Source organism: Tenacibaculum dicentrarchi (assembly GCF_964036635.1).
Taxonomy (GTDB): Bacteria; Bacteroidota; Bacteroidia; order Flavobacteriales; family Flavobacteriaceae; genus Polaribacter; species Polaribacter dicentrarchi.
The window spans coordinates 2,015,155-2,038,561 of record NZ_OZ038524.1 but is presented as its reverse complement, the minus strand read 5'-3'; the positions used below and the strand labels follow the sequence as shown (position 1 = coordinate 2,038,561).

Annotated in this window: 18 protein-coding genes; 6 read left to right on the top strand and 12 right to left on the bottom strand. The window is 28.8% G+C overall.

Annotated elements, in window-relative coordinates; all coding sequences use genetic code 11:
- Positions 1–79: 79 nt before the first annotated feature.
- Positions 80–1,582 carry a S8 family peptidase gene (locus tag ABNT14_RS08765; RefSeq protein WP_101902874.1) on the top strand — a complete coding sequence of 501 codons (1,503 nt, stop codon included), beginning with the start codon at positions 80–82 and terminating at the stop codon, positions 1,580–1,582.
- 63 nt (positions 1,583–1,645) lie between these two features.
- Here ABNT14_RS08765 and ABNT14_RS08760 read toward each other — a convergent pair whose 3' ends face one another.
- Both ABNT14_RS08760 and ABNT14_RS08755 read right to left on the bottom strand, forming a co-directional pair.
- Positions 1,646–2,143 (bottom strand): hypothetical protein, encoded by a 498-nt coding sequence (locus ABNT14_RS08760; RefSeq protein WP_101902873.1) that lies wholly within the window; start codon positions 2,141–2,143, stop codon positions 1,646–1,648.
- 47 nt (positions 2,144–2,190) lie between these two features.
- Positions 2,191–8,349 (bottom strand): alpha-2-macroglobulin family protein, encoded by a 6,159-nt coding sequence (locus tag ABNT14_RS08755; protein WP_101902872.1) that lies wholly within the window; start codon positions 8,347–8,349, stop codon positions 2,191–2,193.
- A gap of 380 nt (positions 8,350–8,729) precedes the next feature.
- Between ABNT14_RS08755 and ABNT14_RS08750 the strand changes: the two genes are divergently transcribed.
- Positions 8,730–10,082 carry a UDP-N-acetylmuramate--L-alanine ligase gene (locus tag ABNT14_RS08750; RefSeq protein WP_101902871.1) on the top strand — a complete coding sequence of 451 codons (1,353 nt, stop codon included), beginning with the start codon at positions 8,730–8,732 and terminating at the stop codon, positions 10,080–10,082.
- On the opposite strand, the gene ABNT14_RS08745 is transcribed toward ABNT14_RS08750, so the two are convergent.
- The 4 genes from ABNT14_RS08745 to ABNT14_RS08730 all read right to left on the bottom strand — a co-directional run bounded on the left by ABNT14_RS08745 (position 10,079) and on the right by ABNT14_RS08730 (position 16,042).
- A complete protein-coding gene (locus tag ABNT14_RS08745) occupies positions 10,079–11,155 on the bottom strand; it encodes a nucleotidyltransferase family protein (RefSeq protein WP_159459539.1) in 1,077 nt (358 codons plus the stop codon). The two genes, ABNT14_RS08750 and ABNT14_RS08745, sit on opposite strands and share 4 nt — an antisense overlap.
- Positions 11,145–12,275 (bottom strand): hypothetical protein, encoded by a 1,131-nt coding sequence (locus tag ABNT14_RS08740; RefSeq protein WP_101902869.1) that lies wholly within the window; start codon positions 12,273–12,275, stop codon positions 11,145–11,147. The genes ABNT14_RS08745 and ABNT14_RS08740 overlap by 11 nt, the downstream gene beginning before the upstream one ends.
- Positions 12,276–12,678: 403 nt before the next feature.
- Positions 12,679–15,576 (bottom strand): FAD-binding and (Fe-S)-binding domain-containing protein, encoded by a 2,898-nt coding sequence (locus ABNT14_RS08735; protein ID WP_101902868.1) that lies wholly within the window; start codon positions 15,574–15,576, stop codon positions 12,679–12,681.
- 7 nt (positions 15,577–15,583) lie between these two features.
- The gene (locus ABNT14_RS08730) at positions 15,584–16,042 is read right to left on the bottom strand and encodes an Lrp/AsnC family transcriptional regulator (protein ID WP_101902867.1); all 459 of its coding nucleotides are present in this window, start codon (positions 16,040–16,042) and stop codon (positions 15,584–15,586) included.
- A gap of 155 nt (positions 16,043–16,197) precedes the next feature.
- On the opposite strand from ABNT14_RS08730, the gene ABNT14_RS08725 reads away from it, so the two are divergent.
- From ABNT14_RS08725 to ABNT14_RS08715, 3 genes are all read left to right on the top strand, one after another.
- On the top strand, positions 16,198–17,001 hold the full coding sequence (locus ABNT14_RS08725) for a DUF1338 domain-containing protein (RefSeq protein ID WP_101902866.1): 804 nt from the start codon (positions 16,198–16,200) through the stop codon (positions 16,999–17,001).
- A 203-nt stretch (positions 17,002–17,204) separates the two neighbouring features.
- Complete coding sequence (locus ABNT14_RS08720) at positions 17,205–17,645, top strand: hypothetical protein (protein ID WP_101902865.1); 441 nt, start codon at positions 17,205–17,207, stop codon at positions 17,643–17,645.
- 13 nt (positions 17,646–17,658) lie between these two features.
- The gene (locus ABNT14_RS08715) at positions 17,659–17,865 is read left to right on the top strand and encodes a helix-turn-helix transcriptional regulator (protein WP_101902864.1); all 207 of its coding nucleotides are present in this window, start codon (positions 17,659–17,661) and stop codon (positions 17,863–17,865) included.
- Positions 17,866–17,940: 75 nt separating this feature from the next.
- On the opposite strand, the gene ABNT14_RS08710 is transcribed toward ABNT14_RS08715, so the two are convergent.
- Genes ABNT14_RS08710 through rsfS form a run of 6 tightly spaced genes read right to left on the bottom strand, consistent with a single transcriptional unit; the run spans position 17,941 to position 22,582 of the window.
- Positions 17,941–18,567, bottom strand: coding sequence for a YceI family protein (locus tag ABNT14_RS08710; RefSeq protein WP_101902863.1), 627 nt, complete (start codon positions 18,565–18,567; stop codon positions 17,941–17,943).
- A gap of 5 nt (positions 18,568–18,572) precedes the next feature.
- Entirely contained in the window at positions 18,573–18,836 is a 264-nt protein-coding gene (locus ABNT14_RS08705; protein ID WP_101902862.1) for an acyl-CoA-binding protein, read from the bottom strand.
- Positions 18,837–18,848: 12 nt separating this feature from the next.
- Positions 18,849–19,652, bottom strand: a complete 804-nt coding sequence (locus tag ABNT14_RS08700; protein ID WP_101902861.1) for a phosphatidate cytidylyltransferase — start codon at positions 19,650–19,652, stop codon at positions 18,849–18,851.
- Positions 19,653–19,655: 3 nt separating this feature from the next.
- Complete coding sequence (locus ABNT14_RS08695; protein ID WP_101902860.1) at positions 19,656–20,246, bottom strand: hypothetical protein; 591 nt, start codon at positions 20,244–20,246, stop codon at positions 19,656–19,658.
- 11 nt (positions 20,247–20,257) lie between these two features.
- A complete protein-coding gene (ftsH, locus tag ABNT14_RS08690) occupies positions 20,258–22,186 on the bottom strand; it encodes an ATP-dependent zinc metalloprotease FtsH (RefSeq protein WP_101902859.1) in 1,929 nt (642 codons plus the stop codon).
- A gap of 27 nt (positions 22,187–22,213) precedes the next feature.
- On the bottom strand, positions 22,214–22,582 hold the full coding sequence (gene rsfS, locus ABNT14_RS08685) for a ribosome silencing factor (protein WP_101902858.1): 369 nt from the start codon (positions 22,580–22,582) through the stop codon (positions 22,214–22,216).
- A gap of 86 nt (positions 22,583–22,668) precedes the next feature.
- Between rsfS and ABNT14_RS08680 the strand changes: the two genes are divergently transcribed.
- Positions 22,669–23,406: a biotin--[acetyl-CoA-carboxylase] ligase gene (locus ABNT14_RS08680; protein ID WP_101902857.1), complete on the top strand. Its 738-nt coding sequence runs from the start codon at positions 22,669–22,671 to the stop codon at positions 23,404–23,406.
- The last annotated feature ends 1 nt before the right edge of the window (position 23,407 follow it).

Here is a 23,407-nt window from a genome sequence, read left to right as displayed (position 1 = left end):
TTATCTTGCTTAATAAATGATTCTATTATAGAGGTTATTATATTCGCAGTAGTTTAATTAAAATAAAAATCCTTCAAAGATGAAAAAAAAATTAGTAAGCTTAGCTATTGTTATTACAATGTTTTCATGTACTAACGATAACGTACTAGAAATGCCTGTACAGCAAAATAAAGAGCTTTCAAAACAGGAAATTAATACGATTATTGAGAAATCATTAAAAACTACAGGACATTTTAATTGGAATACACAAAGTGTAAATACAATTTGGAGTGCAGTAAAACATGGTCAAAATGTTTTAACAATAGGTTATGGTAACTCTAAAAATAGTTTTGCAAGAAGCTCTAAATCGAATGATGTAAAATCTGAAATTATTGAATTAGTACGTGGTTTTCAAAAAACATCAGCTAGAGGAGCTAATACTGAATTATATGCTGATGAAGTAATCAATGTTTTAGATATAAAAGTAACTAATAAACAGGTTATAGCAGCACTTTTAAAAGATAGCAGAGTACGTTATATTGAACCAGGTGGTTATCAATTTGAAGAATCAACTAAAACATCAGCACGTTTAACGGCAAAATCATCTTCAGGAAGCTCGGGATGCGGCTATGGAACGGCAGTTTTAGAACAAAATGATTATAGAACAGTTTTACCTGGTGCAAGAGTTCCTTGGACTTTTGATGCACATAATATTCCAGCTGCTTGGGATTATAGTACGGGTAAGGGAGTTACAGTTGCAATTATAGATTCAGGATTATCACCAGAACAAAAATGGATGAACGAATATTTTAATGACGGATATTCATCAGGAAGAACCGTTGAAAAATATGGTACATTTATAGATTCGTGGTTAATTTGGTCAAAAAATTATGATGGTGTTGATGATGGTTGTGGTCATGGTACAAAAATGGCCGCGATAGCTACAGCTCCTAGAAATGATGACAATTTACCTGTAGGAGTAGCGTATAATGCAAATTTAGTTACTTATAGAGCTGTTGAAAATGTTGTTATAGATGATTATCATGAAAGAAAAGGTGTTGCAGATGCTTTAATTGCTTTAGCTGATAGGGCTGATGTAAAAGTAATTTCAATGTCTATAGGTTTTCCGTTTGGTATTGGTAAAATAGAAGATGCTATAAAGTATGCTTATAGTAAGGGTAAAATGATTTTAGCTGCAGGAGGAACTTCAACATCATACACAACTTGGTATGGTGTTATTTTTCCAGCAAGCATGAAGGAGACCGTTGCTGTAACAGGTATAATGGAAGGAGAAGAATATAATCAATGTGATATTTGTCATACAGGGTCTCAAATTGATTTTACTGTTCAAATGCAGAGAAAAACTGGTGCGGGTAATTTTATAGCGGTATTAAGTTATTTTGATGAACAAGCAAATTATATAGGTGGTTCATCGGCAGCGACAGCAACAACAGCAGGTATTGCCGCTTTGGTATGGGCTAAAAATCCATCTTGGAATAGAAATCAAGTATTACAAAAAATGAAAGAGTCAGCTTCTTTTTATCCGAATAAAAATTCAGAGTTTGGGTATGGAAATATTGATGCCTTAAAAGCTGTTCAATAAAATAAAAATATTTTTAAATATAAAAAACCTCCAATATTAGGAGGTTTTTTATATATCTAAAGTTTAAAATTGATAACGAATACCTAGTCCAAAATCTGAATTAAAACCGTCATAATAATCACCAAAACCAAGTTCTGGTCTAAAATCTAAAGAAATAATTAACGGAATATTAAAATTATATTCAACGCCAATAACACCAGCACCAAATAAATAGGTTTCAGAATCGCCATTTACGTTGACTCCTGAAATGATTTTATCTTTTACTTTCCAAGTTCCTAATCCACCACCAAAACCAGCATACCAATTAAAGTCGTTTTCTAACTGCCAAACCCATTGATATAAACCTGTTGCTTTGAATCCGCTGTAATTGTTATCACCTCTAATTCCTAAATCAATTTCTAATCTATTGATGTTGTTTAGTTTCCTTTGATATGAAATTTCTGCTCCAAATCCGCTATTATCGCCAAAACGGACACCGATGGCATTTTCTGAAATGTCTTGTGCATTTGCAGATACTGTTGCTAAAGTTAAAAAGCTAATGGCTAATAATAATTTTTTCATGTTTTTAAAATTTTAATAATACGTATAACTACAATTTAGATGCCAAACTATTCTATAATAATTCTTTCTCCTTTTGAATGACTACTAAATTCTGGTGCATACATATTTTGTATGGTTGTAATTCCGTTGCTAAAATTACCAGCATTATTTACACGAACATCATATTCGAATACAAAAACACCTTTTGGTAAACGGTCGAAAAAGAAATTTGTAGAAGCGTCTTTTGTTGCTTCATAATAATATAAATTGTCTTGTGATTTATATTGCGAAAGTACATTTATTGGTTCAACTCCTGAAGCTCTCATATCTTTCATGTGTACAAATTCCATGTTTCTATCGCATCGTAATTCGATTCTTACGGTAATTAAATCGCCAACTTTTAAGGTTGTTTTATCGGTAATTTTGATAAGTTCTTTACCTGTATCCGAAGTTATTTTTCTGAATAGATTTTTACGTAATTTTAACGGAGTTTCTGCCGATGTAATTTTATCTAAATCTTCAAAATACTGCCAATATAAACTTCCCCAAGCAATACCTTTTCCTTTTTTAGAAATAGTAACTTCGCTCATATTTGGTGTAATTTCGTTGCCATTCCACGATGTTTTAAAATATCCTGTACCAGCTTCTACTTTTACATTTTCTAATTTAGACGCTTCAATTTTGTTATTTCCAATTTTCACATCCACCATATCGGTAATTGAAAGCCAGTCGCTTCCTTGTAAAAGTAATGCGTAAACGGCTTCGGTAGTTGCTTTGGTTGTTTTCCATCGATTTGTTTGCTTGTTTTTAAGCAACCATATTTTTAAGTTATCAACTGTTTTTGTGTCATTTTCAATTTCAGAAAAAGCTTCAATTAACAAAGATTGCGTTTCTATTGGCGCTTGATAACTATAATATCCTGCAACATTATTTTTCCAATACATTCCTAATTCACTAGAAGTAATACTATTTTCTTTTAATGATTTTAAAATTTTAGAGGCAAGAGTTTTATTGTTATTTCTAAATTGAATTAAAGATATTTGCCCTTGTGCGTATAAATTGTAATCTTTCCAAAAAGTAGCCGTTTGATTTTTATAATATGAAACTGCTGTTTTGGTTTTAGATGCAACATTTATTTCAGGATAAAAACTACGCATATATAAATATTGAATAGTCACATAACTTAAATGATTTTTCTTTAGATATTCTTCAGATGCACTTTGTCCTTTTTTGGCTTTTATTTTATCGGCTTCTTTTAATAAATCAGCATATTGAATTGCTATTTCAGCATCTAAAAAACGAACTGCTTTTTCTAAAACTTGTGTTGTTTTAGTATCAAAATTAGATATGCCTAATTTTTTTAAGTGTCCGAATCCGCTTGCAATATATTGTGTAATATAAGTATTTGGATAATTCCCTCCTTTAAACCAAGGAAAACCTCCGTTACTCATTTGCATATTTTGAAGCTTATTGATAGTATTTTCTTGCTCATTTTTCATTTTATTCAAATCGAATAATAAAGCAATACGCTTCTTTTGTTCGGTTTCCGATTGCGCATCACGAAGCCAAGGAGTTTCTTGAAGAATCAACGATTTTAACTCTTGATTTTTTTCAAGATTCGATAATAATGCATCGCTCGATTTCCATTGCTTAAAAACTTCTTGAATCTTCGGATTTGAATTTGCTATAAAACTTGCCAAAGTATTTGCGTAATATCTTGCAAAAGTTTGTTCGCTACATTCATACGGATATTCCATTAAATACGGCAAAGCTTGCACTGCATACCACGCAGGATTTGAAGTTACTTCTAAAGTTAATTTATGATGTTTTAAACTCGTAGAAGTATTGTTTTTCAATTTATCTAACGTAAAAGTTTTTGTTTGATTCGAATGTACCCACATCGGCAAGGTTTCGGTAACTAACATTTTGTTTGATAAAACAGGCAACACATTTTGTTCTCCATCAGAAAAATTGCCAGCCTTTGCTACAATTTTATATTGAATAGCCTGAATATTTTCAGGAATAGCTAAGTTCCAAGAAACGCTAGTATTTTCTTTTGAATTTACACTAAAATTTTGATTTTTTGTTGAGTTATCTAATAACTGAATTTCTTTTCCTGTAATGGCATCCGTTAAAATTAATTGAGAAACTCCTATTAGTTTTTCTTCGGATAAATTCGAAATTTTCGCACTCAATGTTATATTGTCGCCTTCTCTTAAAAATCGTGGTGCATTTGGTGTAATCATTAACTCTTTTTGAGTTACGGTTGTAAGTGTTTTAGTAGATGATAAAGCTTCTTTTGTGTGTGCTAATAATTGCAATTTCCATTTGGTTAATGCCTCAGGAGTGGTAAAACTAAAGGTGATGTTTCCTTTTTTATCCGTAGTTAAATGCGGATAAAAGAAAGCCATTTCTTGTAAGTTTTTACGAATTTTAATTCCTTTTAAAGAGCTGTTTTTTGGTTTATCATTTACATTAGATTTGTTTTTAGAAAAAGAACTATCTTTAATTTCGGTTAGTTCACTTTCATCAGTTTCTGTTGATTCAATAACAGTTTCTTCAACCTCTTCATATTCTTCTTCAACAACTTCAATTTTAGAAATATTCATGTTCATTCCTCGGCTACTACTTTTACTCATCATCGTTCTGCGACGATAATTTTCACCAAATCTGAATCCAAACCATTTCAATTGATCATATTGTTGATTCGAATAACTATTTGAATACTGTCTATTAAAAACTCGAAAATGTTCATTTCCAAAACTATGATAAGCACTTGCCGAATTTCTACGAGAATAATAAGTAGCTGTTTTTATTGGGTTAAATTGCCAATTATGAGACTTAAATTCATCTAAAGAAGCATCGTACATACTTGCTAAAACTTCCGCCGTTACTTTATTTTTCTTATCATTTTTAATAGTGAAACTCCATTTTTCGGTAGTTCCAGGTTGTAATTTATCTCTAAAAGTATTTGTTTCAATACTGATATTTTCTTGCCCGTTTTCTACTGAAATATTTAATAATCCAGTATCAAAAGAATTATAATTTACAAAATAATATTTGATAGCAAAACCTTTAATATCCTCTTTATGAACAGGGATTTCAATTGTTTTTATCTCATTATTTAGATGAATAAATTTAGTGTCAATCGTTTTATACTCTTTTTCAACCTCAATAATTACGGTCATATCTTTTGATGCCGAGCCAATTTGCACACAAACAGTTTCATCAACATTATAAGACTTTTTATCTGTTTTGATAAAAAATAATTGATTATCCGCTACTTTTTCTTCGGATGTACTCGTAATAGTAAAACTTGCTTTATCGGTTACTTTTTGATTAAATTTATCTGTCGTATTTAAAACAGCGATATATGCTCCCGAAGTCCATTTTTTTAACTTCTTTAAAATAAGTTTTTTTGATTTTTGCGTATCGAAATGTTCTTCAAAAACAAGGCTTCCTTTTTTCCAAGTAGTTTGATTTACTTCTTCTTTAGAATAAGCATCATGCGGAAATAATTTATTGAATTCATTTTCAGAAATATCTTGATAATCAGGTGTATTCCAAGGTCTTTTACGCAACGGATTTTTAGGTGCTTGAAGCTTGTAAATTTTTACAGTTCCTTTGCTAGGTGTAAACTGCCCGTTTAAATTGTTGGTTGTAACAGTTATTTCGTGCTGTTTTTCGTCTTTATTACCTTCCTTATTTATGGTCGAATTAATTTGTAACGAAGCTAATAAAGCATGATATCCAACATTTACAATAGTTGTTGTACTTCGTGTTTCGCCGTTTACATCGGTAATATCTGCGGTAATTTCGTAGTTAAAAACAGGTAAACTTTCTTTGTTTGTGCTTAAATCGGGAATTGCTTTAAATTGAATTGAAAAATTACCTGATGCATCTGTAACGGTTTCTCCGTGTGTAATTTCTTGAGCTTCTACTGATGAATTAGCACCACGCCAATACCACCAACTCGGATACTGCACTTTTCTATGCACACGATATACAACTTTAGCATCAGTAACATTTGCACCAGAAAAAGCTTTTGCAAATCCGTTTACGGTAATATTATCGTTTACCTTAAAAGTTTGAGTAACGGGTTTAAAATCGGTTTCAAATTTTGGACGTTTGTATTCTTCAACTGAAAAATGGAAACGATTATTATTAAAATTATATGTTAAATTATTTTGATTTTTAATTTTTGATGTTAAATAATATTCTCCAGTTAATCCATTATTAGGAAGTATAAATTCTCCAGAAACCGAACCAAATTCGTTTAATTTTAAATCTAGCGTTTTTACTTTTTGCCCGTTAACGTCATTTAATGTAATTTCTACAAATCCATTATTGAAAACTGCTGATTTTTTGCCTTTCTTTTGAATTAAAATCGTTTTAAAGTAAACCGTTTGCCCAGGTCGATAAATACTTCTATCAGTAAAAATAAATGGTTTTATTATAGCATTTTCGATGTTTTTTCTAATCCTATTTTTTTGATGTTTATATAGATAATAATCGCCAAAAATAGCAGTATCATTTTTCGATGTAACTGTTATTGATACATTATAATATCTATTATTACTTATATATGTTGCAAAACCATTTTTATCTGTAATTAATTTTTGATATAGTTTTTTTACATTTCTATGTCCGTTATTTTGTAATAATAATTGGGCATTTTCAATTGGTTTTCCTGTATTTCTGTTTACAACTTGATACTTTGTTGTATTGTTATCAGTATTTTCAATTAACACTAAATTACTTACTTGAATATTTGCAGTAGCGTATAAATTATCACTGTTTAAAATGCTATTTTCATGAGCTACAATTAGATAATTATCTTGCGAAAGTTTCGGAACAATTACTTCTGTGGTGTGCTGTTTATAATCGAATTCATTTCTTAATTTATTATTCCAAGAGGTTACTTTAGTCAGTTTTTTAATAAAATTGATGCGTTTTTCTTCCTTATAAAGATTATTTAATTCCGTTATTTTCTTTTTGTCAATTTTATAAGCAGTAAAATAAAGTTTATCAATATTATTGTAAGTAATTAATAATCGAGAAGCGGTATTAATAGGACTAAATTTTTCTGATAAAATTGATAGTGATTTGTTTGTTATTTGTCCTTTTAAAGCTTTACATTTTTGGGATGCAACACTCTTCGGGAATTTCGAAATTACAGCATCACAAATAACTAATGCTTCTTTATTTTTAAAACGGAAATCTTTGTTTTTAGTATCTTTTTTATTGAATTGATAGCTATTTGCTTGTTGTCTGTAAACTTCTGCAATTTGATGACTATACAATCCTGAAGTAGCATTTTTATGCTGTTTTTCTTCGGATGATTTTAATGTTTGTAAAAATAAATCTTGTTTATCATTAAAAATAGCATGATTACTTACAAAATTTAAACGCTCTAAATCTACCGTAGCTAAGGCTTTTAAATTTTTGTTTTTTAGATGAAAAATAATCAATTCCTGATAAATTTTTAATGCATTAAATTGAAGTGATTTTGTGTCTTTTGTAACTAAGTTTAGTTGCGTAAATTTTTTTGCAGTTCCTATTAATTCAGAATTATCAATTTTAAACTGATAATTTGGTTTTGTAATAGTTGTTTCTGATGTTTGATAAAAATCAAGAGCGTTATGTGCTAAAAAATCAAATAGGCTAGGGCGATATTCTTTTGACCCTTCTACAATGTATAAAATATCTTTAAACTCACGAATATCGGTTTGTTGTAAGGCTGTTTTATTTTCTAATGATTTTTGATAATAGGTGTGAATTTCGGCAAAAAGTGTATCTAAATCCCAAGTTCTAAAATCGATAGTATCAACTTTTTCACTTGTTTTTGTTCTGTTATAAAATTTCCATTTATTTTGATTGAAATATTGCCAATATAAATTTGCTAATACATTTTCTAATACATTTTTTGTAGGAAAACTACTTTTATCAATATGTATTTTAAACTGATTGATAATTTTTAATTGTGCATCTTCTTCTAAAGTTAATGAAAACTTACTTTTATAAAAAAGTGCTTTAATAATTTGTGGCGAATTTTTAGCAACATCCGCTTTAGCGTAAATATTTTCTACTACTTTTAAAGCAGATTTTGGTAAATTTTCTTTTTCAAATTTCTGTACCTTTTCCCAAAGACCTTCGTAATTTTCTTGAGCGTTTAGTGTAGTAGCGAAAAATGTAATCATAAATAACAGTGTTGTGATTTTTTTCATAACGGATGTTTTATAGTATTTAAAGTACAAGTAAATTAATATTGTTCTTTAATTTAGTCTAGCTTTAAAGGTAATTAATAATAGTGAAACTATTGTAATTATTTGGTAAGTCTGTTCAAACAAAAAACGAGCCAATTATTTTGGTTTTTTATTAAAGTATTGCTAATTGCTGTAATAAGGTTGTTAAAATACATTGAAAAGTAGTAAAAACTCCTAGCCCCGATTGTAGTAATTGTTTGAGCTCCTTTTTGTTTTTTTCTTTTTAAAAAAATAAAAAGAGCGAGTGCGGAAAGCGGGAAATAGCTTCAAATTATTATTTTGAAATAGTACGAACGAATTTTCATAGTTTAGTATCTTTACATAAAATTTAGAATAGTTAAATGAGAGTACATTTTATAGCAATCGGCGGAAGTGCAATGCATAATTTAGCAATTGCGCTACATCAAAAAGGAGATATCGTAACAGGAAGTGACGATACAATTCATAATCCATCTAAAGCTCGTTTAGAAAAATATGGGTTGTTACCAAATGAATTTGGTTGGTTCTCTGAAAAGATAACCACTGATGTAGATGCTATAATTTTAGGAATGCACGCCAAAAAAGACAATCCTGAATTGTTAAAAGCACAAGAATTAGGTGTTAAAATTTATTCGTATCCTGAGTTTTTATATGAACAATCAAAAGACAAAACTCGTGTAGTTATTGGTGGTTCTCACGGAAAAACAACCATTACCTCTATGATTTTACATGTGATGAATTATCATGAAAGAGAAGTTGATTACATGGTAGGAGCACAGTTAGATGGTTTTGAAACGATGGTACATTTAACCCAAGAAAATGATTTTATTGTTTTAGAAGGCGATGAATATTTAAGTTCGCCAATAGATATGCGTCCAAAATTTCATTTATACAAGCCAAATATTGCTTTGTTAAGTGGAATTGCTTGGGATCATATTAATGTATTTCCAACTATTGAAAACTATAATGAGCAGTTTAAAATTTTCACAGATTCGCTAATAAATGGCGGAATGATGGTGTATAATGAAGAAGATGCTGTTTTAAAAGATATTGTAGAAAATTCTACTAATCCGATAAAAAAATATCCATATCAAACACCTGAATATTTTATTGATAATGGAGTTACTTATATTGATACTTCAGATGGAGATTTGCCTTTAGAAGTTTTTGGAGAACATAATTTACAAAATATAGCAGGAGCAAAGTGGATTTGTCAGCATATGGGAATTGATGAAGATGAATTTTATGAAGCAATTGCTAGTTTTAAAGGAGCAAGTAAACGTTTAGAAAAAATTGCAGAAAATAAAAGTTCTGTAATTTTTAAAGATTTTGCTCACAGTCCAAGTAAAGTAAAAGCGACTACAACAGCTGTAAAAAATCAATATAAAGAACGTACCGTTTTAGCATGTTTGGAATTACACACGTATTCTAGTTTAAATGCAGAGTTTTTAAAAGAATACAAAGGAGCATTAGCTAAAGCTGATAAAGCAGTTGTATTTTATTCACCAGATGCGGTAAAAATAAAACAATTAAAAGAAGTTACTCAGCAACAAATAGCAACTTCTTTTGAACGTGATGATTTAATTATCTATACAAATCCAGCAGATTTTAAAGAGTTTTTATTTAATCAAAACTTAGAAAATACAGCTTTATTATTAATGAGTTCTGGTAATTACGGAGGATTAAATTTTGATGAGGTTAAGAATTTGATTTAATTTTGTTTAGATGTTTTAAGTTCTTTTATTCTATCAAAAATATAGGTTCTATATTCTTTTAGATAAAATGCTTTTATCATTACTGATAAAGTTTCTTTAGATGTAAAATAAAAAGACCAGAAATTTTTATTTAAAGTAAAAATTTTTGGTCTTTTCATTAATGAAACTTGTTTTTTTACGAAACTTTTAGCCTGTTTTGTTTTTGAATATTCTAAAGAAGTCGGAGCATTAAAAAAATAATTGGTACTTGCTATAAAATTATTCAAATAACCCGATTCATAATGTTTAAAATTACTGATTACTGATTTTGTATTTGTGAATTTTGATAATAAATACACATCGTAAAAGTTTCTAAAAGCAATACTTTTAGTCCATTGTCCTCTATCATTAATTTGTTTATTAAAACAGGTTAATAATAATTGGTTATTATAAGATAATACTGTTGTGGTATCTTTTAAGGTTTTTAAACTCTTTTTTACATCGTTATAAGTAAACCCTTTTTCATTGCGAACCATTTTATAATGAACTTCAATAGCAGTTATTTTACCTTTTTTTGTTAACTTAGGATAATGTCGATTAACAATCGTATTATCAACAAAATTTTCCGATTTTTCACCGTACCCATTTTCTTTTAAAACACGTATTGCTTTTCTAAAATCGTTATTATTTATTAATATATCGGCATCACCAACCATTCGTTCGGCAATATCGTCATATAAACCATCTAATAAATTCCCTGTTCCTTTTAAGAAAATAGGCGTAATATTATTGGCTAATAATAGTGTATTTATTTCTTTAGCTTCTTTAATTATTTGTTGATTTCTATCCCGATTTAAGTCTGTAATATATTTCATATACTCTACTAAATCTTCGGGTAAATAATGCAGGAAATCAGCACGTTTTAAGTTGCAATATAATGCAGGAAATACATAATGACTAGTCGTTATTTTAACAATGTTATCCCAATTGATATCGCTAGTTTTTAATTGTTTTTCAACTAAAATACGATTGTCTTTTTCATGAGTAATCGTTAAACATTTTCCGATAAAAAATAACGTTTCTTTATAATTCATCATTAAAAATTTTATGCACCGTAGCAATCATTTTTTTGTTATCAGAATACGTAAGTTGATAACAAGGTAATTTTTCAAACCAGTTCATAAATTTTTCAGCATTTTTAGGAATTGGCGACAACCAAGAATCTGGCACTAATTGTTCAAAAGCATTTAATTTTGATATTTTAGTAATTTGTAAATCACTGTTTTTTTTATATTTGATGAAAATCAATGCTTTACATGGTAAATGTTGCTGATAATCGGTATTATTTGGGATTAAATACCGCACAATTTTACCTAATCTTTCAAAATTATATTCCGCCGAAGTTTCCAATTCAGGATATATAGGAAGTAGGGTGGGCAAGCTATTTTTTTTGATAGAAATGGCAGACGGAAAACTATAAATATGATTTTTTTCGGCATCAATCGGCACAAAATCGTCAGCTAAACAGGTAAAATCGTTTGCTTGTAATAAGGCTAATGACGTACTTTTTCCGTTACCAGAATCACCTAAAAAAAGCATTGATTCTTTACCATTACTTATCGCTGATGCGTGAAAAACTCCCAGCCATTCCGCTTCTTCTTTTCGGTGGATATGTTCTACAATTTTCATAGAAAATTTTCCTTGAAAATAATGAACTTCATTTAAATTCCAAGTATCAATAATTTGATTATCAATGGAAAAAGAGATGTGATTTTCAGTGCTATAAACTTTGTAATGATGCGTTTCTTTAAAGCTATTTTCGGGATTTTCGATTTCTAAATGTGCAAATTTTGGATGCACTAAATATTTTTCATAATCCGATAAAAAACTCACTTTAAGAATAACAGTATTCATTTTATAATAATAATGATACTCAAATTCTTGAGGAATATTAAGAATAATAGTATTGCTATTATTTTTGCTATCTGTTTTGTTTTCAGAAAGTATATTTTCGGAAATGTCTTGAATAAAATCAATAAGTTCTTGTTCAGGAACGGTTATTTTATCCGCTAAAGTATGGGCAATTTCTTTGTTTGAAAAATTATTATTTAAAAGCGTTATTATTTGAGCAACAACATGTTCAATAACTATATATTGATTTTTATTTTGAAGCCATAAAACGCTTTTACCTTCTATTTGTTTTTTTAGAATCATAGGTTATAAAAATAACAAAACCCCGAAACAATCGAGGTTTTATTATTCAATAATATGGAAAATATATTTAAAGAACAATTAAGAGCCTGTTTAAAAATTAAATAAATTCTCAGTTCTATTGATTTTTTTCCTTTAAAAAAAATGTATCGAGAACTTTTACATAAAATAATTCAAATTCTCGATACATTTTTAATTCCTTTTAGTCATTAAAATTGACAAGAACCATCAAAAAAAAACTAAAAAATACGGTAAATCAGAGTGCGAAATTGAAGTAAATTCAGTTTGATGGATTCGATTTCTTATTTTTCCGTTGTAAAACTTTTTTAGATGAAATTTAAACAGGCTATAAAGAGCTTATTGATTTTTTATTTGTGCTATTATTACGATTTTTTTGTTTTAAAAATTAAGACAATGCTTCTTTTAAAATAGTAATAGGATGTTTTGCTATTCGTTTTGTACCGTCAAAAATTTGATGACGACAACTCGTTCCTGAAGCTACAATTTCCGTGTTGCTATTACAATTTCTAATTTTAGGAAATAAGGTGTCTTCACCAACTTGCATACTTACTTTATAATGTTCTTTTTCATACCCAAAAGAACCAGCCATTCCACAACAACCAGTGTTCATAATAGTAACTTTATAGTTTTCAGGAATATTTAAAATTGAAAAACTAGCATGAGTTGATGACAATGCTTTTTGATGACAATGCCCATGAATTTTTAGTGTTTTAGTATTTGTTGTAAATAATGCTGTATCTATATTTCCTTTTTTATGTTCAGAAGCTAAAAACTCTTCAAAAGTAAATACATTTTTAGCGATTTTTTTAGCAGATAATTTATCATCAGCTAAACGGATATATTCATCTCTAAACGTTAAAATTGCCGAAGGTTCTATTCCTATTAATGGAGTTTCTTCAGATATTAAATCTTTAAAAATAGCTACATTTTTATTAGCCAGCGTTTTTGCTTCGTTTAAAAATCCTTTAGAGATATGACTTCTTCCGCTTTCTTCGTGTGCTATGTTTTTAATTTCATAGCCTAGTTTTTCTAGTACAAATACGGCATCTTTTCCTATTTCAGCATCGTAAAAATTGGTAAATTCATCGTTAAATAAATACACAGTTTTTTTCGATTTTTTCGATTGATGATTTTTAAGCCAAGCAGATAAAGGTTGTTTTGCTAACTTAGGAACAGTTCGTTCTGTGGCAACACCCATTATTTTTTTAGCTAATAAAGTGTTGGTTAAAAAGTTTGTGATAACAGGTATTTTACTACCTAATTTATTATATTTTGCATTATTTGCAAATAAAGTACTTCTAAAAGAATAACCATTTGTTTCTTGATATTGATATAAAAATTCGGCTTTCATCGAAGCGATATCAACATTACTTGGGCATTCTGTGGCACATGCTTTACAACTTAAACATAAATCTAAAACTTCTTTTAATTTTTTAGAGTCGAATTTGTTTTTAGCCGTATTATTTGTTAAAACTTCTCGTAACATATTAGCTCTTGCACGAGTTGTTTCTTTTTCATTTCTGGTTGCTCTGTAACTTGGACATAAAGTTCCACCTGCTTCTGGCGATTTTCTACAATCTCCAGAGCCATTACATTTTTCGGCTAATTTTAAAATTCCTTCACTTTCAGAAAAATCTTGCAATGTTTTTATAACAGGTTCTTTTCTGTCAATTTCATAGCGTAAATTTTTATCCATCGGAAAAGCATCGGTAATTTTTCCTTGATTAAAAACGTTATTAGGGTCAAAGGCTTTTTTTATTTTTCTTAATAACTGATAATTTTTATCACCAATCATTAACGGAATAAATTCGGCACGTACAATTCCATCACCATGTTCTCCACTAAATGAACCTTTATATTTTTTTACTAATTCGGCAGTTTCGGTGGTTATTTTTCTGAATAAAACAACGTCTTCTTTTTTCTTCAGATTTAAAATCGGACGTAAATGTAATTCACCAGCACCAGCATGTGCGTAATAAACGGCATCTTGCTGATATTTATCCATAATTTGAGTGAATTCTTCAATATATTCTGGTAAATCTTCCAAAGCAACTGCTGTATCTTCAATACAAGCAACTGCTTTCATATCGCCAACAATATTTCCTAATAAGCCTAAACCTGCTTTTCGTAAGTGATGTACTTTTGCTATATCATCGCCATAAACTTTAGGATAATGATGTCCGAAATTATTCGCTTTTAAATCTTCAATTAATTTATCAGCTTGAATTTCTGCATCTTCTAAAGTATCCGAAGAAACTTCTAACATTAAAACAGCTTCAGGGTCACCTTGTAAAAAGAATCGGTTTTTAGCTTGTTCTCTGTTATTTTTGGTACAATCTAAAATAACTTTATCCATTAATTCACAGGCATACAATTTATGTTTCATTGCGGTAACCGTAGCTTTTAAACTTTGGTTGATGCTCGTAAAGTGCGGACAAACCATAATACTAAAAGTAGGAGGTAAGTCGTTTAATTGTATGGTAATTTCTGTAGAAAAAACCAACGTTCCTTCGCTTCCTGATAAAAATTTTGCAGGATTTATAGTTGTTTCATTTCCGCCAAATAAATCAGATTTTAAAAATTCATCAACCGCATATCCTGTATTTCTTCTGTGTATTTCTGGCTTTGGAAATTCATTTATAATTTCTTTTTGAATTGCTTCTTGAGAAAGTTCGTTATAAATAGTTTTATAAATAGTTCCTTCTAAAGTTTGATTTATTTTTTTCTGATGAAACTCTTGCGAAGTAATTTCTGAAAAAAGAACATCACTTCCATCAGCTAAAATCCCTTGTATAGAAATGACTTTATCACGAGTAACTCCGTAGCGAATTGATGTACTTCCTGATGAATTATTTCCAACCATTCCACCAATCATACATCTGTTTGATGTTGAGGTGTTTGGTCCAAAAAACAATCCGTAGGGTTTTAAAAATCGATTTAAATCATCTCGAATAATTCCAGGTTGTACAGTTATTGTTTTTTTTTGCTCATCAAAAGCCAATATATTTGTAAAATGTTTTGAAACATCTACAACAATTCCATCGCCAACACATTGTCCTGCTAATGAAGTTCCCGCAGTTCTTGGAATTAACGTAATTTTATTTTTGGTAGCAAAATCAATTAGTATTTTAATATCTTCTGAATCCTTCGGATAGGCTACGGCTAACGGTATTTTTCTATATACCGAGGCATCCGTAGCATATAAAGTTTTATGTAAATCATCAAAAAATAATTGACCTTTTAAGCTTTTATCTAACTTTAATAATAGTGTTTTTTCTGTCATCTTTCAGTTATTCAATAGGGATATTTCTTTTAAAGCAGGTATCAAAGCAAATAAAAGTATCAGTGCCTGCAACACCGTTTATTAAATGTACGTTATCGTATAATATTTTTTGTAAATGCTCATTGTCTTTGGCATAAATTAAGATAAAAATAGCATAATTACCCGATACAAAATTACATTCGGTAATTTCAGGAATTTTTTCTAAAGCCTTCATAACCTCTTTAGCAAAACGAGCTTCCCGCAATCGAATTCCTGTATATGACTTTGTTTTATAGCCTAACATTTTTTCGTCTAAAATAAATTCGGCATTTTTTATAAGTCCTTCGGTGGTGAGTTTTTTTATCCGCTGATGAATTAATGAATTAGAAACTTTTAATTCTTCTGCTATTTGCGAATAGGCTTTTCGAGCATCTGAACGTAGTTTTAAAAGTATTTGTTTATCGATATAATCAAATTGATTATTCATTTTCTATTTTTTAATTAAGATAATGTTATTTTGGTTTTTTTTTATGGTTTAATTTATTGTTTTACCATAAAATAACTTTATGTGATGTAAAATTAGTCATTTTTAGTATTTATTAAAAGGAATATGATTTTATTTGTAGTAAAAATTATCAAAACATGACAACTACACAAATATTTGACAAATTATGGAAAGAGTACACAGAGCGTACACCTTCTGCTCAAAAAATTAAAGATTTATTTACAGAAAAAGGAAATACGGTATACAATGACCATATTGCTATTCGAACTTTTGATGATGTACGTGTAAATATTGAAGTGTTAGCAACACCATTTTTAGAAGTTGGTTATAAAGAGTGTGGAGAATATACCTTTGAAGCTAAAAAATTATATGCAAAACATTACGAGCACACAACTGATAAAAATGCTCCACGTGTATTTATTAGTCAATTAAAAACAAAAGAGTTTTCTACGGAATTACAAGCAACGGTTAAAGATTTAATCGATGGATTATCAGAAGAAGACTTAAATCCTGCCGAATTAGTTTTTAAAGGTCGTTTATGGGAACAACCTTCTTTTGAAGTTTATGAAAAATTACAAGCAGAAACTGAATATGCTGCATGGTTATATGTAAACGGATTTTGTTCAAATCACTTTACGGTAGATGTAAATAAGTTAGACACTTTTAAATCGTTACAAGAAGTAAACGAATTTTTAAAAGATAACGGTTTTAAAATGAATACTTCTGGTGGTGAAATTAAAGGAACTCCAGCCGTTTTTTTAGAACAATCAAGTGTTTTAGCTGATAGAATTCCTGTAGCTTTTAAAAAAGTTACCAAAGAAATTACATCTTGTTATTATGAGTTTGCTTTCCGTCATGCTATGGAAAATGGTGAATTATATTCTGGTTTTATTGCAGGTTCTGCCGATAAAATTTTTGAAAGTACCGATATGAAATTGTAATATTTTATCTAGAAGATTTATTTTTAATAATTTTTAGATGTTAAAAAAAATCGTATATCAATGCTGTAGAGTTTGATATACGATTTTTTTTATTTGATGATTAATTTTTTTAATAATTGAAAACCTGATTACTTAATGTAATGTTTACTTGTCTAATTGTATCGTTTGTTTTACATTTGATAAACTTTTAAACGATAATTATTATGAAATTAGATTATTTATTTCCTTATAAATTTAAAAAGACAGGATGGATTCTATTTGTTAGTTCTGTTATTATTGGCTTGGTTAGCTTAATTTACGAGTATGAACCAAATTGTTTAAATTTTAAAGTCCCTGCTATTTTTATAGATGAAAATAATAAAGTAGGAATGGTTAAAAATAATATTTTAAATGAAATTTTAGGAATTTTAATTATTATAAGCTCTTTACTTGTTGCTTTTTCTAGAGAGGACATAGAAGATGAATATATTTCGAAAATAAGATTAGAGTCGTTAGTTTGGGCAGTATATGTTAACTATGGAATTCTTTTATTTTCTTTTTTATTTATTTACGATCTTTCCTTTTTATGGGTTATGATTTTTAATATGTTTACGGTCTTATTATTTTTTATAATAAGATTTAATTGGAAAATTTATAAACTTTAAAAATCAGCTAATTATGAAGAATACTATAAAAGTTGAAAGAGCCAAAAAAAATATTACTCAAGCGGAGTTGGCTAAATTAGCTAAGGTTAGTAGGCAAACAATAAATGCTTTAGAGTTAGGAAAGTATGTTCCATCAACAGTTTTAGCGTTAAAATTAGCTCATATTTTTGATGTTGAAGTAAGTGTAATCTTTTCTTTAGAGGAGTCTGATTTGTTTTAATATAGTTATTTTTTAACACAAAAAAGCCTTAGATTTTATCTAAGGCTTTTGTAAAATAAACTAAAAATTTAAGTGTTATTTAAAAGTAGAGGTGATGTTTATTGCTACATCATCCCATGTTTTAGAAACACCGTCATCTCCTTTATGTAGGTCTTTACAAGCTTCGTTTAAAGAGGCTAATGCTTTTGCAGCATTCCAATTAGTAATTTTTAAATTCCCTGTTAGGTTAAAAACTTTTCCATTAATTGTGTATGTAAATGGAAATTTTTTAGTGACGCCATTCATGGTAATATCAGCATAACCGTTAGTATCATTTTCTAAGACTAATTTACCAGAAAGTAATTTAGTATTGTCCATAATACCAAAGAAAAATTTCTTAATTTTAAAATCTCTACTTGATTCTTTTGTAAAAACACTACTCACAGGTATTGAAAACTCTGAATTATTAATTGCTTCTTTAACAGTATTTCCTTTTCCATTAGCAGTTATTGTAACTTTTTTAAAAATACCATTTACAGGTGCTTTTTTTGTTGTTTTGTAAGCTGTCCAATTAATAGCATTATTTGCATCTTGTAGTACAAAAGCAAATTTTTCAGCAATAATTTCTTTTTTATTTGTTGTTTCTTTTTTAGGAGTCGAGTTACAAGAAATTAAGCTGCCAATAGCGAAAAGTACGAATAAAGAATAAATGATTTTTTTCATGATAATTATTTTATAATTGAATTTACTAAGTTGATATATTCTTGTTTTGCTTGATTTTCATTCATGCCTCTTAATTGTATCCATGCATTAAATTTAAAGCCATTCCTTAGATTATCATTATCGTTTTCATTAAAAGAAAACATATCTCCTTTTACAGCTTGTTTGTAGTAGCTGTAAAGTCTAAGCATGGTATCAGGAGGTAGTTTTTCTTTAATACTAGAAGCTTTTTCGTAAGCTTCTTTAAATTGTATGTCTAAAGTATTTAGCATAAAAAAATATAATTATATTATATAGTGTATGTATAAATAAACGAAAGGAGCAAGGAAGAATAAACTATCAAGCCTATCTAATAAGCCTCCATGACCAGGCATAATTGTGCCACTATCTTTTATATTTGCTTGTCTTTTAAATTTAGATTCTACTAAATCACCTAAAGAACCAAATACAGTAACAATAATTGCTATAAATATCCAATTTAATATTGAAAAATACTTCGGATATTCTCCGAATTCCCCAATTAAAAAAGCACCTAAAATAGCAAAAAACATACCCCCCATAAAACCTTCAATTGTTTTCTTAGGAGATACTGATTCAAAAAGTTTGTGTTTTCCAAAATTTTTACCAACTAAAAAGGCAAAACTATCGTTTGTCCAAATTAATAAAATTATGTAAATTATAATATTTGGATGATAATTTTCTTTAATAAATGGTAGTTTTATTAAAAAATAAAAAGGTAAAATTAGGTAAACAATATGTAAAGTTATTTTTTGTGATGTTTGTTTCGTTTTTATTGGTTTTGTAGTAATTAAGTAATATAATAATCCTATTAAACCAAGAAAAGAAAATCCGATTAAAAAACCACTAAAATAAAGCGGTATTTTAATAGTAGAAATATAAATAATAGCAATTAAAAGTACATAAGGTAATACGTTCTTTACTTGTAATATTTTTGAAAATTCAAAAATACAAATAGTTGAAAAAACAGCAATTAATCCAATATATGATTCTGCAGAAAAAAGGATTGCTGATATGAAAATTATAGCATAAACAAGTCCTGAAATACTTCTAGTTATTAGGTTTCGCATAGTTTATAAGTCTTCAAAGAGAAGTAAATATAAGTTTTTTGAGTTACTATTACCATAACTTAAAAAACTACCATCTTCAACTTCTATTTTATAATTTGTTGTTGAACAAATATTGGTAGGAATATTACCACTAAAGTGTGTTTTTATACCTGTTAAACCTTCGCTCATATTTTTTACCAACTGACTTGTTGTAGCATATACAATAAAGTTTTCTGAGTGGTAGGGTAATTTTTCACTGCCTAATTGATTTGAAGAAAATAAAATATCACCATTATTGGCAATTAAATGTTCACAAGAAGTAAAAAAAGGAATTTCTTTAGAAGCTTTTACTTGTGTATAAGTTCCTGTTTTTTTAGTGATTTTTAGTAGGTTAAAATCAGAACAGGTAAGTTGTTTCCAGTTATTTTCTTGTAAAATTTGAATTAAATTAATAGATACTTCATCAATAGAAGTACAGTATAAAAATTTACCACCTTTGCTGATAAAGTTATGTACAAAGGAATCATCTAATGATAAATTAACTTCCTGTTCGTTAATTAATTTATCATCAGATGATTTTTTATAGGATTTATATAATTTTTTAAAAAAATTCATTGAAATAAAAACTATTCTTCAATTACGGTGGTTTTTTTTATGTCTTTTTTATCAAAAGGTCTTTCACCGAAAATTTTTTCTAAATCAGCTTTAAACATTACTTCTTTTTCAAGTAATAATTTTGCAAGTTGGCTAAGTTTATCTTCGTGTTTGGTTAATAAATCAATAGCCCTTTGATATTGATTTTCAATTATTTTAGAAATTTCTTCATCAATAACTTTAGCTGTATCATCACTATAAGGCTTTACAAAACCATCATTTCCAGAAGAGTCATAATAAGTAATGTTTCCGACTTTTTCGTTTAAACCATACACAGTAACCATTGCACGTGCTTGTTTAGTTACTTTTTCTAAATCACTTAAAGCTCCTGTTGAAATTTTATTAAAAATCAATTTTTCGGCAGCTCTACCTCCCATAGTAGCACACATTTCATCAAGCATTTGCTCTGTTTGTACAATTTTTCTTTCTTCAGGAAGATACCAAGCTGCTCCTAATGATTGTCCGCGAGGAACAATAGTAACTTTAACTAAAGGAGCTGCATGCTCTAACATCCAACTTACCGTAGCATGCCCTGCTTCATGAAAAGCAATTACTTCTTTTTCTTTTGGTGTAATTACCTTATTTTTCTTTTCTAAACCACCAACAATTCTATCAACAGCATCTAAAAAGTCTTGATGTTCAATAGCTTCTTTATTGTTTCTAGCAGCAATTAAAGCAGCTTCATTACATAAATTAGCAATATCAGCTCCTGAAAAACCAGGTGTTTGTTGTGCTAATAATTCAAAATCGGCATTTTGAGCTAATTTTAATGGTTTTATGTGTACTTCAAAAATTTCTCTACGCTCGTGTAAATCAGGTAAATCAACATATATTTGACGATCAAAACGTCCAGCACGCATTAAGGCACTATCTAGCACATCTGCACGATTCGTAGCAGCTAATACGATAACATTTGTATCAGTTCCAAAACCATCCATTTCTGTTAAAAGTTGATTTAGTGTGTTTTCACGTTCATCATTACCACCTGTCATACTGTTTTTACCTCTAGCACGACCGATAGCATCAATTTCATCAATAAAAATAATTGAAGGTGATTTTTCTTGTGCTTTTTTAAATAAATCTCTAACACGAGAAGCACCTACACCAACAAACATTTCAACAAAGTCAGATCCTGATAATGAAAAGAAAGGAACACCAGCTTCACCAGCTACGGCTTTTGCTAATAATGTTTTTCCTGTTCCAGGAGGTCCTACAAGTAAAGCACCTTTAGGTATTTTACCTCCTAATTTCGTGTATTTTTTTGGTGTTTTTAAGAAGTCTACAATTTCTTGAATTTCTTCTTTTGCACCTTCTAAACCAGCAACATCTTTAAAGGTTGTTTTAACTTTAGTATCTTGGTCAAAAAGTTTTGCTTTTGATTTACCAATATTAAAAATTTGACCACCGCCACCTCCAGAACCAGAACCTCCAGACATTCTTCTCATAAAGAAAATCCAAATACCTATCATTAAGATAAAAGGTAAAAATTCAATAATGGTTGTTACTAAACTTGTCGGTTCTACATTTTTTCTGTCAAAATCAAGATTGTTTTGTGCTTTTTCTTTTTTGATTTCATTTTCGAAATTTTGTAAGTCACCAAAATTATAAGTGTATAAAGGTGCTCCTTTTCTGTATAAAGGAGAATTTGTTATTTTTTTATGTGCTTCTTTTTTTTCAGCCTCACTCTTTAAAAAAATTTGGGCTACATTATTGTTTTCAATAACAATTTTTTCAATATCATTTTCTAATAAAATTTTATTGAATTCGTTTTTTGAAATATTACGAGAGCCTAAATTACTGGAGTTAAAAAAACTTAACCCTAATAAGATTACTAATATTGGAATATATATCCAAAACGAATTAAACGTAAATTTTGGAGCACTTTTTTTCTTATCACTCATAAAACAATGTGTCTAAATTAGTAGGAATTATAGTGTGTTAATTTCCGTGATTTTAGCATCACCCCAAAGGCTTTCAATGTCGTAATAATCACGTACTTCTTTTTGAAAAATATGTACAACAACATGTACATAATCCATTAAAACCCATTCTGAATTTCCTTGTCCTTCAATATGCCAAGGTTTATCTTTAAGTTCTTTGCTTACCATTTTCTGAACAGAACCAGAAATGGCGTTTACTTGTGTGTTTGAGTTTCCTGAGCAAATTATAAAATAATCGCAAACAGTGTTTTCTATTTCTCGTAAATCTAGTAATTGGATTTTTTCTCCTTTTACCTCTTCAATCCCTTTTATAATCACAGAAATCAATTCGTCTGTGCTTGCTTGTTTTTTAGTCATCAAAAAAATTATATTTTTAGCAAAGTTATTATATTTTTGCGAGTAATTTGCCTAATATTAATACTTGTTTTATTCGCAAAGCTTATATGAAAATAATCAAACTTGATGCCATTGGCTCTACGAATTCCTTTTTAAAGGATATGTCAGCAAAAGTTCTGTTAGATAATTTTACAGTTGTAGTAGCTAGAAATCAAACTTTAGGCAGGGGGCAGGTGAATGCAAATTGGAAATCGGAAGGTGGTAAGAACTTGACTTTTAGTGTTTTTTGTAGACCTGAAGCACTTTGTATTGCCGACTTTAAGTATTTGAATTATAGTGTTTCTTTAAGTGTTTATGAACTGCTTATTTCTTTAAAATTACCAAGGCTGGCTATTAAATGGCCGAACGACATTCTGTCAGAAAACAAAAAAATAGCAGGAATTTTAATTGAAAACACCTTAAATATAAAAAATATTAGTACCTCAATTATAGGAATAGGGCTTAATGTGAATCAAAATATTTTTTCAGATGCGTTACCGAATGCTTCATCTGTTAAACGTATTTTAAAAAAAGAGCAAGATATTGACCTTGATTTATTATTAGATAAATTGCTTTTAATCTTAAAAAAAAAATTAGTACGTTTAAATAAAAAAGAATATGTGTCTTTAGAAAAAGAATATTTAAATGTTTTGTATAAAAAAAATGTTCCGAGTATGTTTAAAACAAATCAGAACATTTTATTTATGGGTAAAATTATTGGTGTTTCCGATATAGGAAAACTCCAAATTGAATTAGAAAATGAAACAATTCAAGAATTTGGAATTAAAGAAGTTTCGTTTGCTTAAC